The 15,161-nt window shown below is 39.6% G+C and carries 11 protein-coding genes and 1 pseudogene; 5 read left to right on the plus strand and 7 right to left on the minus strand.

The window, feature by feature from the left end:
* Positions 1 to 73 precede the first annotated feature (73 nt).
* Positions 74 to 2,263, plus strand: coding sequence for a malate synthase G (locus L656_RS0119005; protein WP_024600374.1), 2,190 nt, complete (start codon positions 74 to 76; stop codon positions 2,261 to 2,263).
* 209 nt (positions 2,264 to 2,472) lie between these two features.
* Here the strand turns inward: L656_RS0119005 and L656_RS0119010 are convergent, their stop codons facing one another.
* The 4 genes from L656_RS0119010 to L656_RS0119025 all read right to left on the minus strand — a co-directional run bounded on the left by L656_RS0119010 (position 2,473) and on the right by L656_RS0119025 (position 7,209).
* Positions 2,473 to 3,198, minus strand: a complete 726-nt coding sequence (locus L656_RS0119010) for a YebC/PmpR family DNA-binding transcriptional regulator (protein ID WP_024600375.1) — start codon at positions 3,196 to 3,198, stop codon at positions 2,473 to 2,475.
* 133 nt (positions 3,199 to 3,331) lie between these two features.
* Positions 3,332 to 3,949, minus strand: coding sequence for an HAD family hydrolase (locus L656_RS0119015; RefSeq protein ID WP_024600376.1), 618 nt, complete (start codon positions 3,947 to 3,949; stop codon positions 3,332 to 3,334).
* Between the two features lie 318 nt (positions 3,950 to 4,267).
* On the minus strand, positions 4,268 to 4,762 hold the full coding sequence (locus tag L656_RS0119020) for a DUF6702 family protein (RefSeq protein WP_007583614.1): 495 nt from the start codon (positions 4,760 to 4,762) through the stop codon (positions 4,268 to 4,270).
* The gene (locus L656_RS0119025; RefSeq protein ID WP_024600377.1) at positions 4,762 to 7,209 is read right to left on the minus strand and encodes a M1 family metallopeptidase; all 2,448 of its coding nucleotides are present in this window, start codon (positions 7,207 to 7,209) and stop codon (positions 4,762 to 4,764) included. The genes L656_RS0119020 and L656_RS0119025 overlap by 1 nt, the downstream gene beginning before the upstream one ends.
* 576 nt (positions 7,210 to 7,785) lie before the next feature.
* Here L656_RS0119025 and L656_RS0119030 point away from each other — a divergent pair.
* The 4 genes and pseudogenes from L656_RS0119030 to L656_RS01000000122435 all read left to right on the plus strand — a co-directional run bounded on the left by L656_RS0119030 (position 7,786) and on the right by L656_RS01000000122435 (position 13,682).
* Positions 7,786 to 8,022 carry a hypothetical protein gene (locus L656_RS0119030; protein WP_024600378.1) on the plus strand — a complete coding sequence of 79 codons (237 nt, stop codon included), beginning with the start codon at positions 7,786 to 7,788 and terminating at the stop codon, positions 8,020 to 8,022.
* A 78-nt stretch (positions 8,023 to 8,100) separates the two neighbouring features.
* On the plus strand, positions 8,101 to 9,348 hold the full coding sequence (locus tag L656_RS0119035; protein ID WP_024600379.1) for an exonuclease SbcCD subunit D C-terminal domain-containing protein: 1,248 nt from the start codon (positions 8,101 to 8,103) through the stop codon (positions 9,346 to 9,348).
* A complete protein-coding gene (locus L656_RS0119040) occupies positions 9,345 to 12,995 on the plus strand; it encodes an AAA family ATPase (RefSeq protein WP_024600380.1) in 3,651 nt (1,216 codons plus the stop codon). The genes L656_RS0119035 and L656_RS0119040 overlap by 4 nt, the downstream gene beginning before the upstream one ends.
* 28 nt (positions 12,996 to 13,023) lie before the next feature.
* A pseudogene (locus L656_RS01000000122435) lies at positions 13,024 to 13,682 on the plus strand (class I SAM-dependent methyltransferase).
* 182 nt (positions 13,683 to 13,864) lie between these two features.
* Here L656_RS01000000122435 and L656_RS0119050 read toward each other — a convergent pair.
* The 3 genes from L656_RS0119050 to L656_RS1000000122995 all read right to left on the minus strand — a co-directional run.
* Complete coding sequence (locus tag L656_RS0119050) at positions 13,865 to 14,257, minus strand: ACT domain-containing protein (protein WP_024600381.1); 393 nt, start codon at positions 14,255 to 14,257, stop codon at positions 13,865 to 13,867.
* A gap of 218 nt (positions 14,258 to 14,475) precedes the next feature.
* Positions 14,476 to 15,039 carry a DUF6942 family protein gene (locus tag L656_RS0119055; RefSeq protein ID WP_024600382.1) on the minus strand — a complete coding sequence of 188 codons (564 nt, stop codon included), beginning with the start codon at positions 15,037 to 15,039 and terminating at the stop codon, positions 14,476 to 14,478.
* A gap of 1 nt (position 15,040) precedes the next feature.
* Positions 15,041 to 15,161 (minus strand): DUF188 domain-containing protein (locus L656_RS1000000122995; RefSeq protein ID WP_198923577.1); only part of this gene is annotated, 121 nt, incomplete at its 5' end.

Below are 15,161 nucleotides of genomic sequence, written 5' to 3' on the forward strand. Positions count from 1 at the left end.
TTGCTTTTTTGAGTTATTGTTGCCTTAACGCACAAGCACACAACAACATCGCGACCGTTTAAGGAAGGCAAATATGTCCCACACTCTCACACATTCAGGACTCAGCGTAGATACACAACTCGCTGATTTTGTTAAAAATCAATTACTACCAGGCACTCACTTAAGTGAGCATCAATTTTGGCAAAGCTTTGCACATATTGTTCAAACACTTACCCCTACAAATAAGGCACTGCTTGAAAAGCGAGAATTGCTTCAACAGCAAATAGATGACTACCATCTTGCTAATAAAACGTGGGATAGCGTTAAGTACCATGCCTTTTTACAAGATATAGGGTACTTGGTTAAAGAGCCTGCCCACTTTGAAATTGAAACCCTAAATGTAGAACCCGAAGTAGCCCTTACAGCAGGCCCTCAGTTAGTTGTTCCTGTAAGTAACGCACGCTTTGCACTTAATGCCGCTAACGCGCGTTGGGGTTCGTTATACGACGCTTTATACGGTACTGATGTGTTAAGCGAAGACGATGGAGCCGAAAAAGGCAATACCTACAATCCTGTTCGTGGATTTAAGGTAATGGCCTACGCTCGTCAGTTTTTAGATACAGCATTGCCGCTGACTAACGGCTCGCATATAGAAAGCACTAATTATTCAGTAGTAGATGGCGCACTTTTAATTACGTTGCGTGATAGCTCTCAAACCACATTAGCTAACCCATCTCAGCTTATTGGCTATCAAGGTGAAGCACAAAATCCAACTGTAGTGTTATTAAAAAACAATGATTTACACATAGAGCTACATATCGATCACCACCACATGATTGGCCAAGCTGATAAAGCTGGCTTAAAAGATGTAGTGCTTGAGGCCGCTCTTACCACTATTATGGATTGTGAAGATTCAGTGGCTGCAGTAGATGCAGAAGATAAAGTACAAGTTTATAAAAATTGGCTTGGGTTGATGCAAGGTAACTTAGTTGAATCGTTTAAAAAAGGCGATAAAACAGTAGAGCGTACTCTGCAAAGTGATAAAACATACACCGCACTTGATGGTGGCACAGTTACTTTAAAAGGCCGCAGCATGATGTTTGTTAGAAACGTAGGTCATTTAATGACGAATCCTGCTATTACCGATGTGTACAAGCAACCGGTATTTGAAGGCATTATGGATACAATGTTTACAGCCACAGCTGCTCTGCATGACCTAAATAAAAAAACAGGTTTTAAAAATACCAGCGCGCAAAGTATTAATATAGTAAAACCAAAGATGCATGGCCCTGAAGAGGTGGCGTTTACTAATACTTTGTTTAGTTTAGTAGAGGAAGCGTTAAGCTTACCTAAAAACACGCTTAAAATGGGTATTATGGATGAAGAACGCCGTACATCTGTAAACCTAAAAGCCTGTATTTATGCAGCTAAAGAGCGTGTTGTATTCATAAATACTGGATTTTTAGACAGAACAGGCGATGAAATCCATACCTCTATGCAAGCGGGTATTGTGCTTCCAAAAGCAAAAATTAAGCAGCAACCATGGATACAAGCTTATGAGGATCGCAACGTCGATATTGGCCTTGCTTGTGGCTTAAGTCATAAAGCACAAATAGGTAAAGGCATGTGGCCAATGCCAGATAAAATGGCATTAATGATGGAGCAAAAACAAGCTCATCCTAAATCAGGCGCTAATACAGCATGGGTGCCCTCCCCTACAGCCGCTACCCTGCATGCAATGCATTATCACGATATAAACGTATTTACTGAGCAGCAAAGTATTGCTAAACGTACTATTGCTAGCCTTAATGACCTGCTTACACCGCCGCTAATGGCAGACCCTAAAACGCTTTCAAAAGAAGATATTCAAAGCGAACTTGAAAACAACGCACAAGGCATTTTAGGTTACGTTGTACGTTGGATTGATCAAGGCGTTGGCTGTTCAAAAGTACCCGACATTAACCATATTGGGCTAATGGAAGACAGAGCCACACTGCGTATTTCAAGCCAGCATATGGCTAATTGGTTACTAAATGGCGTGTGTTCACAGGCGCAAATAAAATCAACAATGGCAAAAATGGCTAAAGTAGTTGATGGTCAAAACGAGCACGACACTGCGTATACACCCATGGCAAAAAATGAAGAAACATTGGTTAACAGCATTGCCTATCAAGCTGCACTTGCATTGATTTTAGAGGGCGTAACCCAACCGAGTGGTTACACTGAACCACTATTACATAGCTACCGTATAAAATATAAAGCACAAAAAACGAATACGCTTTAACCGCTTAACTAACGTTCAAATTAAGTACTAAACCAGCTTTAAGCTGGTTTTTTATCGCCTAAAATTAGAATAACAGCACTTTTAAGGCATTTTAAAAATATATATTAAAATAAGCATAATATGCATGAATACTTAACATTTATTCAAACGTAAAAAAGCGCGTTTTGCTTATACAAAACACGCTTTTTAAAGCTATTAGCGAATTAAATCTAATTTTTTACAATGGCATTGTGATAAATATTTTGTACATCGTCACAATCTTCAAGCATATTTATAAACTTATCAAAGTTAGCAATAACTTCTTCGTCTTCAATTTCAATATTAACTTGAGGAATGAACGTAATTTCGTCTACTTCAAAGTTAATGCCTTCAAATGCGTCTTCAAGGGCTGTTTTAGCTCTAAAGTATTCTGTTGGTGGTGCAAATACCGATATTTTACCGTCCTCGGCTTCAACATCGCTAACATCAACATCAGCCATCATTAATGCTTCTAATACAACTTCGTCGTCATCACCTGCAAAGCCTAGTACTGCATAATGATCAAACATATGCGCCACGCAGCCAGGAGTACCAATTTTTGAGTCTGTTTTAGTAAACGGTAAGCGTACATCTTTAATAGTGCGGTTCGGGTTGTCAGTTAAACAGTCAACAATAACCATGCAGTTACCAGGGCCATAGCCTTCGTAACGGGCAACAGAGTAATCTTCTCCTGCGCCACCGGCTGCTTTTTCAATTGCTTTATCGATAACGTGTGCGGGTACTTGGTCTTTTTTAGCTTTTTCGATTAGACGGCGTAGTGTTTGATTTACTTCGGGATCGGGATCGCCACTTTTTGCTGCAACGTAAATCTCTTTACCATATTTTGAGTTTACTTTTGTTTTTGCATTGGCTGTTTTGATCATAGAACTTTGACGAACTACAAATGCTCTGCCCATTTTGTGCCCCTAATGAATACGTTACGTTTTGCGGTATTTTACCAATTCAAAACGTATTGGGCTAGGAACAAACGTTATTTTGTAATTTAAATAACGTAGCACTTATTCTTAAATAAATTTAATAGCATGCTATTTAACATAATTCTATTTTTTTAGAGTAACTGTCTACTAAAGTCACTAATTCTATAAAATCATGTAAAACGTAATCTGCCTGATCGGCATAGGCTGGCGTTGACTCTGGAGCATATAAACACGCGCGCATATTTGCATTGTGCGCTGCTTGAATATCGTAAAGGTAATCGCCTACATAAAGTAAATTTCTGGCGTTAATGTTCCAAAGTGTAGCAATGGCATTTAAAGCGCTAGGATCTGGTTTTGCTGGTGCATCGCTTCGCGTTAAAACCGTGCTGATAGGGAGTGGATTATTTTGTAATTTAATTGCCGCTGCTTTATCAAAATTACGAGTAACAATTGCCATCGGAATATTTTTAGACTTTAAAGCATGAATAGCTTCACTCACACCGGGTAAAATACTGGCGTGCTGTGCGTCTATTAATTCGTGTTGGTGAACTATATTCATTGCCTCTTCACGCATATACGGTGAGGGCAACTGAGCAATGTAATCGAGCAAGTCTTGCTCGCAAGGGCAACCTATTTGGGCCTTTATTAATGCAAAATCTAATTCTGATGAAACTAATGTTCCATCTAAATCAAAAATTACTCCAAAAATAGCCTCAACCTGAGTAGTCATATCATTCCCTGAATTTAGTTATTACTAAATGAAATTTAAACATAAAATTCTCTACTGCTTATGCCCTAGGCCGTTAAATACAAAGGGATAAATGAAACTAACTATATTTAAATATTAATACGCACCATTATCAATCTATTGATAACACAGTAATTTAAGTGCTTGATATATCATGCGCAAAAAAAGGTAAATATACAAATTGAACTAACAAATTTTACGTAAATTTACAAATAACAGATCAAACATGAACGCAGTTTAAACGTATGAAGAAAACGCGCACATTAACTGCAGTGCGCGTCGGTTGGGAAGTTTTAAATATTAATTTTGCTCAAAGCGGGCTTCGAGCCAAGTATCATCTTGAGCAAAGTTTAAAGTTTTAATCTTACCTTTGCCCTCAACGTTTACCATATTTACCTGAGACGGCCATAAATCACGAAGCGCGCCATTGCTCATTTTAATTCCTTCAATGTTTTCAGGAATTGGTGCTTCTTGGTAAACCCAAAAAAACTTACCATCAACTTGTGCTCCCACAAAGTTAAGTGGTAAAGGTTCACCACTTAACGTTTGTAGAGCAACATGCGATTCAACATACTTAGCAAAACGTTGTTGGTCGGCTTTATTACTAATAATATCAATTTTGCCTTTAAACAATGTTCCTACGGCGTGTTCGGTATCATGTAAATAAAAGCGATGCATTAATTCAACATTATGCGTTCGTTTATTAAAAAGCACGGTTGTAACTGACGACTTTAGTTGATGCGCCATACTTGGCGCAGCAACTAAAAGGCAAACAATAATAAGCAAAAAGCGCATTATTGCTGCTCCTCACCGTCATCCTTTTCGTCTTTTTTCTCATCAGTTTTAAGCTCAGTTTTAATATCTTGCATGATATCGCGACTTACTTTAGCTTTACTCTTTTCCTTTTTAAACACTTCAATACGTGAAGGAATAATACGACGAGGGTAGTTATTGTTTTCAACATCTACGTCAGCTGTTTCCCAGCCTGGATCGACAGTAACTGATACAAGTGGTTTGTTTTTGTCGGTAACTATTAGCTTTTGTACGTTTTTGTAATTACGACGCCAAATTTCAGCAGGGATATAACGCTCTTCTTTAGTGCCATCTTCATATGTTAGCTCTAATAAAATAGGCATTACCAAACCACCTAGGTTTGAAAATTCCATAACGTAATAGTTTTTATCTTCTTCTAAAGCACGTTCAAGCGTTTTACGCTCCCACGGCTCTAAGCCTTTTAAAAACTTGTTGTACGAGTTACGTTCTTTATTGGTAACAGTAAAGCGGTCGTTTTCGTCGTAAAAGTCGGTAACATCAGTATTTTTCTCAACCCATGTTTTTTTACCTTCAGCACGGTTACGCTCAACAAATAATGAAGTAGGTTTATCTGCTTCAATATCACGTAAACGGCTGTAATCAATATCAGGGTTTTTAGTGTCTAAACGTAGTTGATATACTTTATCTAAAGAGATATCTACATGGTCTGTGGTGTAAAACCAGCCTCGCCAAAACCAATCTAAATCAACACCAGAGGCTTCTTCCATTGTACGGAAAAAATCAGCTGGAGTAGGGCGCTTGTATTTCCAGCGCTGAGCGTACTCTTTAAAAGCAAAGTCGAATAAGTCACGACCTAAAATAACTTCACGTAAAATATTAAGTGCCGCTGCAGGTTTAGTATAAGCATTAGGCCCTAAACGTAGTACGCTGTCTGACTGAGTCATAACAGGTACTTGGTTTTCAGACTTCATGTAGCTCACTATATCGCGAGGCTCAACACCCCAAGGAATAGTTGGATCCCATTCACGACCAGCAACGCCATCTAAAAAGCTGTTTAAACCTTCATCCATCCACGTCCATTGGCGCTCATCTGAGTTAACAATCATTGGAAAGTAAATATGACCTACTTCATGAATAACTACGCCAAGTAAAAAGCGCTTTTCAGCTTGAGAATAAGTACGTGTACCATCATCTTGTAACTTAGTACGTGGGCCGTTAAAGGTAATCATTGGGTATTCCATACCGCCAACAGGGCCATTTACCGATTGCGCAGTTGGGTATGGGTAGTCAAAAGAATACTTAGAGTACACTTCCATTGTGTGTACTACCGCTTCAGTTGAGTACTTCTCCCATAAGTCACCACCTTCTTTAGGGAAGAACGACATTGCCATAACTAAAGGCTGAACGTCACCACCTTGCTGATAACCCTTTGCATCCCACATAAACTTACGAGACGACGCCCAAGCAAAGTCACGTACGTTTTGCGCTTTAAAATGCCACGTTTTAGTTTTGTCGGTGCCTTCTTTTTCGTTTTCTAGCGCTTCTTCTGCGTTAACAATAAACACAGGACGCTTAGATGTTTCGGCTTGCTTTAAACGTTTGCGCTGAGTACTTGTAAGTACTTTGCTCGCGTTATCAAGTTTACCTGTTGCCGATACAATGTGATCTGCCGGAACAGTAATCTCTACATCGTAATCACCAAACTCAAGCGTAAATTCACCAGAACCTAAAAATGGTTTGTTTGTCCATGCTTCATAATCAGTATAAGCCGCTAAACGAGGAAACCACTGAGCAATTAAGAATATGTCGTTGCCGTCTTCTTCAAAGTGCTCGTAACCTGAACGTGCACCCACAGCATCTTCTTCAACAATGTTGAAGGCAAAGTTCATGCTAAATTCTACTTCTTTACCTGGTTTTAATGGCTCGTTTAAATCAATGCGCATTAAGGTATCAACTACAGTTACGCGTAGTTCTTTACCATCGTCATCTTTTACGCCACTAATTGTATAACCCAGTTCGTTGTCGCTCATAAATTGCTGGCGACGTAATTCGCCTAAACTTAATTTAGCGGGCTTTTGAGCTGGTAAGCTTTCTAAAGTGCTTTTAAACGTTTTAGTTGTTTCGGCAATAGAGTCACTTTTAAAAATATTTTGATCTAACTGTAACCATAAATATTTAAGCGTATGCGGTGAGTTATTTTTATATTCAATGCTTTGGCTACCGGTAATGCGGTGCTTTTTTTCATCTAGCTTCACATCGATATCGTAATTTACACGTTGCTGCCAGTATTTTTCACCTGGTTCGCCAGCGGCACTACGATATACATTGGGTGTAGGAAGTGCTTCGTCTAATTGACGAAACTTATCAACGTAAGAACCTTTTGTTTGCTCAACTGAAGACGCAATAGCTGCACTCGATATTGCCAACGGCAATACAAAAGCACTTAGCGTAAGACCTATTTTTTTCATTGTTAGTCCTAATATAATTTTGTGAGCGTACTTTGACAAATATACCAGCAAGCTTCAATAAATTAGCGACCAAATACCGTATTTTTAGGGTGATGTTCACTTAGTTTTTTAGATTAAAAAATATAAATATTTTGTAACAAAATACGAATGGATAAAACTGTAAAGGGGGTTTACAAAATTGAGTTTTAATAATGGTTTTGTTCGGATAAATACAAAGTCCCAGAACTTAAAAAATATCATTCATTTTATATATTGCTAAAAAAGTATTGCTTTGGTATTACCAGGTAAACCATTAATCTTACCTATAAGTATTACTAATTCATAACAAGTAAAATGGCCTAAAAGCCCTTTCTACTGAACAAAAACACAGTGAAAACGAGTAAATAATTGGCTCAAATATTGCCGAACTTCATTAATATTCGCTATTTATACGATAAGTGACAAATAGTGCAATTTTAGGTTGATCTTTAGTGCTGTTTATATTTAAAATCGCCAACCTTTTTATTTGAGGCAAATAAATTCGTCACATTTATCCTCAAATTAATATCGATTACTAGCAAGAAATGCGGTGGGCTTATGGATTTTTACATCCTAAAAAAACAACAAGAACTAATTGCGGTTCCAGCAAGTGAGAATAACTGTAAACAGTATCTCGATTCGGGTTATTTTTATATCGATAAAGTAGCAGCGTGCAACGAAACAAATGCATTAAAGGCGCTACACGCAAAACAAACTAAAACGTTAAAAATCCCATTATTAATGGCACTTTTAGCATTACCGGTTGTTTTTTCAGCTTGGTACAGTTTAACCTAACGTAATGCACGGCTTAGGCTTGCATCTTTAACAGCCTTGGGTATATTGGCGCTCTTACGGTTTTATTAAGAGCGCGACATGAAAGTCCTCCACACCTCAGATTGGCACCTTGGCCAACAATTTTACGAACACGATCGCCGTGTTGAACATCAAGCTTTTTTTACGTGGTTATTAGCCACTCTTGTTGATCAACAAATAGACTTACTTTTAGTTGCTGGCGACATTTATCATACGGCGACGCCAAGCGCTAGCGCCGAAAATCAGCTTTATCAATTTATTAAAGACGCCAAAAAAGCATGCCCACTATTACACGTAGTGATCATTGCGGGTAACCACGACTCTGCAAATCGTATTTTGGCAGCTCAGCCATTACTTGCACAGTTTGATACTCACGTAGTAGGGCGCTTTGATGTCGCAACACCCGACGAAACTGTTATTACCATAAATACCAATGGCAAACGCGCTGTAATCGTCGCTATGCCATTTATACGCGCAAGCGATGTAAGTTTACTTAGCCAAACCGAAAGTGGCCCTAGTTATGCACAAGGCGTTTCAAAAGCTTACGAACTTGCACTAAAGCAAGCTACTAATATAAACGAGCAAAACTCACCATTAATAGTTATGGGGCATTTACACGCAAAAGGCGGGGACATTTCAAGTGATTCTGAGCGTAACTTAGTAATAGGTGGTGAAGAGTCTATTTCAGCTAATGTATTTGGTAAACAAGCCAACTACGTCGCCCTTGGGCATTTACACAAAGCGCAACAAGTCGCTAAAAGTGATGTTATTCGATACAGCGGCACACCTATCCCTATGTCGTTTTCAGAACGTAACTACACGCACCAAGTAAATGTTGTTGAGTTTATTGTTGATGAAAAACAACATATTAGTACAACTGTAAACCCCCTTTACATTCCGCGCTCTGCCGATGTAATTATTTTACCAAAAGGGGAATGTGTACCATTAAGCGAACTATGCGAGCAAATTAAAGTGCTCGACACATCACAAAATACAATAGCGCCTTATTTACGTGTAAAGCTTAAATCAAGTGATACCGATACCACCTTCAGAGAACAAATAGAACAAGCACTTGAAAGCAAGCATATTAAATTTTGTGGTATTGAACGTGTACGTGAACAATCGACTCAAAATGACGATAACACCGTATTTGAAGATTTAAGCGAAGTTGAAATGCTCAACCCGCTTAACTTATTAGAACAAGCATTCGCAAACGATAAAGACATGGCAGGGCAAAGTGTACCCGATGAGCTAAAAGCACTTTTAAGTGATGTGATAAACGAGCTTACGGAGCAAGAACAACTATGAAAATAACCGCAGTTCGTATTCATAATTTGGCTTCAATAGTTGACGCTGAAATAGACTTTACTAAAGCCCCATTAAAAGATGCAGGATTGTTTGCCATCACAGGCGATACTGGCGCTGGTAAAAGTACCTTTTTAGATGCTATTTGTTTAGCCCTTTATACAAAAACAGCGAGGCTACGCGGCGATAAAGGTAACTTAATTGAGTTTAACGGCGACAGCATTAAGCTAAATGATGCGCGAAACTTACTACGCAGAGGCACATGGGAAGGCTACGCCGAGGTCGATTTTTTAGGGCAAGATAAACAGCTTTATCGCGCACGCTATACAGTTTCACGCACTCATAAAAAAGTAACAGGCAAACTTAAAGTAGCAGAGCACACATTAGTTACTCTGCCAGACGAAACTTTAATAGCTGACAAAAGCCACACAATAAAAGAAGTCGAGAGTAAAATAGGGCTTAACTTTGAGCAGTTCTCCCGAGCCGTACTTTTAGCGCAACATGAGTTTGCTGCATTTTTAAAAGCCACTGGCGATGAGCGAGCGCAGCTTTTAGAGTGCTTAACAGGCACCGATAAATTTAGCCGTATTGGCGTGCGTATTTTTGAGCGCCATAAAGAGCAAGTAGCAAAGCTTGAAGCGCTTAAAGCAGGCCTTGAAAGCTATACCTTATTAACACCAGAAGAACTCGAGTTACAACAAACCAAGTTAACCGATTTAAAAGCGCAAACCGAACACACTAAAAAAGAGCTGACCAAAACCGAAAAAGCACTTAACTGGTATCAGCAAGCTACAGTGCTTGAGCAAAATTTACTACAGGCACAGCAAACCCAGCAACAAGCAAGCTCAGCGCTTGAAAGTATCGTTGTTCAAAGCGAGCAAGCAAAACAAGCTAAACAAACGCTTGAAATAAAAGATAACCGCAGCCGTTTTACTCAATTAACCGATCAAAATACGGCGTTAGATCAGCAAATAGCATCGCTTAAAAGTGTTGATCATTTAGCGGTAATTAACGAGCGTAACACCGCGCTTGCTAAGCATACTGAGCTACTTAATAACGCCAATGAGCAAAAACAAAATGCAGCGCCCGTTATAGCAAAAGCGAGAGAGCTCGACAGCAGCATTGCTTTGCAAACTCAAGCTGTAAAAGGCGCAGAGTCGCAAATAATCAAAGAGCAAACTCAACTTGATGAGCTCAATCAGCAGCTTAAACAAAGCAATAACGAGCTAGAACTCGCTAATACCGACTCAACTAAAAGCCAGCAATGGCTTAGTGAGCATGCACAGCTGCACGTTTTAGCAAAAGACTGGAGCTACTATCAGCAAAGCTTTAATACCTACTTAAATGCACAACAGCAATTAACTGCAAACGCTGCGCAAAGCCAAACACTTAATAGCGAGCTTGCAAATCAGAGCGATCTTTTAAATACGCAAAATAATAAAGTGCAGCTGAGCGAGGTGGCACTTAGTGGTGAGCAATCAACTTTACAGGCATTAAATACTCAGCTTAATGAATTTAATGCAGAGCACTGCGACGCGCAGTTAAAAAGTATTGATTACTTAAAAGAGCAGCGCGAGCGTTACGGGCAATTTAACGCAGAACTAAAGCAAAGCACTCAACGCCAACAAGTACTTAATCAGCAATTAAATGAAAGTCAGCAAGCCCATGCTTTACTTAATCAGCATTTAATAACCAGCGAGCAATCGCTTAAAAGCAGCGAGTACGCACTTAACCAAGCGCGTTTAAGAGCCAGCGAAAACGTAGAGCATTTACGCACTGAGCTACGCCCTAATGAGCCTTGTTTAGTGTGCGGCGCAACCGAGCACCCGTATGCGGTAAATCAAAATCAGCAATTAAATAACTTAATTACTGATTTTGAAAATGCTTTTAATATAGCTAAAAAGCAATTTGATCATGCACAAAGCGAGCTGCATAAGCATCAAACTCAACATGCCGTATTAACTGCTGAACACGGACAACTTGAGCAAATAATACAAACGGCAAAAGCTAAACAGCTCGACATTAAAAATACCATGCAAGGCGCACGCACAGAGCTTAACGACTTAACGCCTGATCAGCTTGAAGTAACTTATAAGCAGTTAACGGGGCAAAAAGCGCAATACTTTGAGCAACAAAAACGTCAACGTACACTGCAAACTAAAGTAAATGAGCTACAAGCAGCACTTAAAGCCGAGCAGCAAGTACAGCAGCAACTTAGTAACAAACACCTTGAGCTTACACATCAGCAAAACCAGTTAACGAGTAAGCATAGCGAGCTAAGTGCGCAAATTAACGAGCTCGGTACAACGCTCAATAGCCAATTTGAAAACAGTGATTTTTGGCAGCAACTACAAGCCAATACGCTTGAACTTACGCAGCTGCACGAGCAGGTTACGCAGTATCAGCAAACTCAAACTCAACTTGAGCAAAGCCAAAAACGTCAAGACTCAGCTAATGAGCAAATAAAGCAGCTCACCCCGCTTATAAGTAACAACGAGCAATCGTTAAAAGCACTTAATGAAGAGCTTATAAAAGCTAAAGAGCTATTAAACGCTACGCAAAGTGAGCGCTTAGCTTTATTTAATAACGAGCAAATAAGTGCAGACGACTACCAAGCAAAACTCACAAGTGCACAAGTGCAAATGCAATCGCAGGTTCAAGCGAGTCAAAAAGCATATGACGACGCGATAAAACAACGAGATGAGCACGCTATAACGCTTAAAAATGTTGAGCAACGCTTACTTGAAAACAGCCAAGAACTAGCAACGCTTGAGGAACGTTATAACCAGTGGTTTACTGACTTTAAAGCGCAGTACAGTAATGCAACGCATGAACAGGTCAAAATTTTACTAACACTTAGTAGCGAGACTATTAAAGCGCATTTAAACGAGCACGAGCAGTTAACTCAAGCGCTGACAGATGCAAATGCCGCATTAAAACAGCAGCAACTTACGCTTGAAAAACACAACAGTAGCGATAAATCAACGCAAAGTGCAGAGGTTTTAAGTACACAATTAAGCAGCTTAAACGAGCAACAAACGCAGCTGCAAAATTCATTACTGGCAACCAATACCGCCATTGAGCAACACAACCAAAACGCTAAAGCGCTTGAAGGCAAACAAGCTGAGTTAACTACGCTTAAAACGCAGGTTGAACAATGGCACTTGCTTAATAAAGTATTGGGTGATGCAACGGGTAAAACCATGCGTAACTTAGCGCAAACACAAACGTTAAAAATATTACTGCACTATGCCAACAGCCATTTAAAAACACTCAACAAACGCTACGAATTAACCGCCATAGCGCAAACACTCGACATTGCAATTATCGATCGCGACATGGCCGACGAGCAACGCTCTGTTAATACACTCTCGGGCGGTGAGTCATTTTTAGTATCGCTAGCGCTTGCACTTGGTTTAGCATCGCTTTCGTCAAACAAAGTACAAATCAATTCTTTGTTTATTGACGAAGGGTTTGGTACGTTAGACAGCGAAACCTTAAGCATTGCAATGGACGCTCTTGATTCATTGCAAGCACAAGGCAGAAAAGTAGGCGTTATATCGCACGTAACACAAATGAGCGAGCGTGTAGCCACTCAAGTGCATGTAGCCAAAAAGCCAGGTGGATATTCCACAGTTGAAGTTTTATAAGCAACATTACTGAAAACAAGGAGATACAATGCCAACGTTTACAGGCGAGCAAGCAACACAATACGATAGCCGTATAACCCGTTTAGTTCCTGGTTATGAATTATTACATCAGCTCACAAACGCGCAGCTACAAGCAACGCTAAGCGACAATGCGCATGTTTTAGTAGTAGGGGCAGGCACCGGCAAAGAAGTACTTGCACTGGCAGCACTAAACCCTACATGGCAATTTACCGCGCAAGATACATCNCAGCCGATATGCTTGCTATAGCAAAGCAGCAATTTGACGAGCAAGGTATAACAAGTCGCGTAAATATTCATAATGGCCCAGTTGATAAGTTATCGGTTAAAGCCGATGCTGTTTTATGTTTATTAGTCATGCATTTTGTAGAAGATAACGGCGATAAAAAAGAGTTATTAAAAGCGATTAAAGGCAGCCTTAAAAAAGACGCAAACCTTTATATAGCAGATTTAATGCGCCCTGAAACGCTATTTGAACGCGAAGCACAGCTTACAACGTGCGAGCAATTGGGTTTAACCGAAACAGGTAAAACACAAACAGGGCACGACTTAGAAAATGAGTTTTACCCACTTGATAGAATGCGCTTTAGCGAACTGCTAAATGAGTGCAAATTTGGCATTCCGAAGCTATATTTTAAAGCCCTAGGTTTTAGCGGGTATGTAGTTTAATTTTTACAAGCTAAACAAGCACCCGCTATTTAGCACCAATAAAAACACCGAGTGAGCAAACTCGGTGTTTTTATATAAACCTCTCTACACCACGCTTTTATTTTATGCGTAGGTCGGTTAAGCGAAGCGCCACCCGACGCTCTTATGTTAATATTACTCAGCTTTTATCTGTGCCAGCAAAGCTAACCAATCTCTCCAAGCGCTTTCATCGCGGCTTGTGCTTTATCTGTTTGTACAAAAATATGGTCGTGATAAAACGCAGCTACCACATTAGCGCTAATGCCATGCTCAGTCAGCTTTGCAGATACCGCAGCCGTTAATCCAACGGCCTCTAAGCTTGAATGTACGTTAAGGGTAATTAAACTATATTTACCCTCGTAAGTAATACCTGCTTTATCGGCAGTTTCAGCTTTTAAAATAAGGGTTAGCCCTTCTTCTTCAACATAAGTAGCAAGTGGCTCTAAATGAACATAATCAGCCAATTTTCCTGCTAAGCAACAAAAAATATACTCGCCTTGCTTAAGCGCTGGCTGCATTGATTTTAATAATTCGTTTAACTCTAAAATTCCGGCCATGGTCGTTCCTTACAATGTGTTATTTAACCTGAACTCTGGTTAAGATATTTACTAATATATTAAATTATTTTGATATTTAAATTTATTTTCTCTAGCCAGAGATTTTCAGTGAAAGCAAGGCGAATTTACGCGTCAATAGCTGGCCTATTGCAAGTAAATTCAACGCGGTTAGCGCTGAAAATAGCTGCTTGAGATAGATTTATTATCCAGAGTTCAGGTTATTTAGTCATTTTTAGCTGCGCGACTAGTTCGCTTAATCTCGCTATTTTTATATTACTTAGCTGCCTGTAATCAAAATACGGGCACACAATAATGTTGTTACTGGTATCGATTGCAAACTCGTCGTCAAGCCAATCAAACTGTGCATGTAACTGACCTTGTTGTAATAAGTTTTTAGCGTGCGTACGCCCTGCAATTATGTGTAACTGGTTTTTATTGCTAGTAGCTTTATCTGCGCAAGTAATAGTAGTGTTAGGTGCGCTAAATAGTAGGGCGGTTTTACTATTTTTTTGTAGTAAATACTCATCGCGATATTGTTGCCAAGTAGGGGCTTGTTTAGCAAATGAGTAATGCTCACTTGGCAGGGAAAATAGCACTTTTGCGTACACGTTAAACACTTTGCGCCAACCATTACCACAGTGCTGGTTTATAGTATTTATTTGCTCGTTTATAACCGGTTCTAGGTATTCAAGTGTTTCAAAAAAAGGCATTGGCGGCGCTTTTGCTACGTACACTGCCACGCTAAATTGCGTATCGCCTAAGCCAACTAATTGTGTGTTCAAGTTAGTTAGCCTTGTTTTGCGCTAAAATACGGTCGAGGTTATTTGCAAAGTTTTGGCGATCGGTTTGACTAAGTGGAGGCGGCCCACCACCCATTTCTACGCCACTTGAGCGCATGGTATCC

It is taken from the genome of Pseudoalteromonas sp. TAE56, from assembly GCF_000497955.1.
Taxonomy (GTDB): Bacteria; Pseudomonadota; Gammaproteobacteria; order Enterobacterales; family Alteromonadaceae; genus Pseudoalteromonas.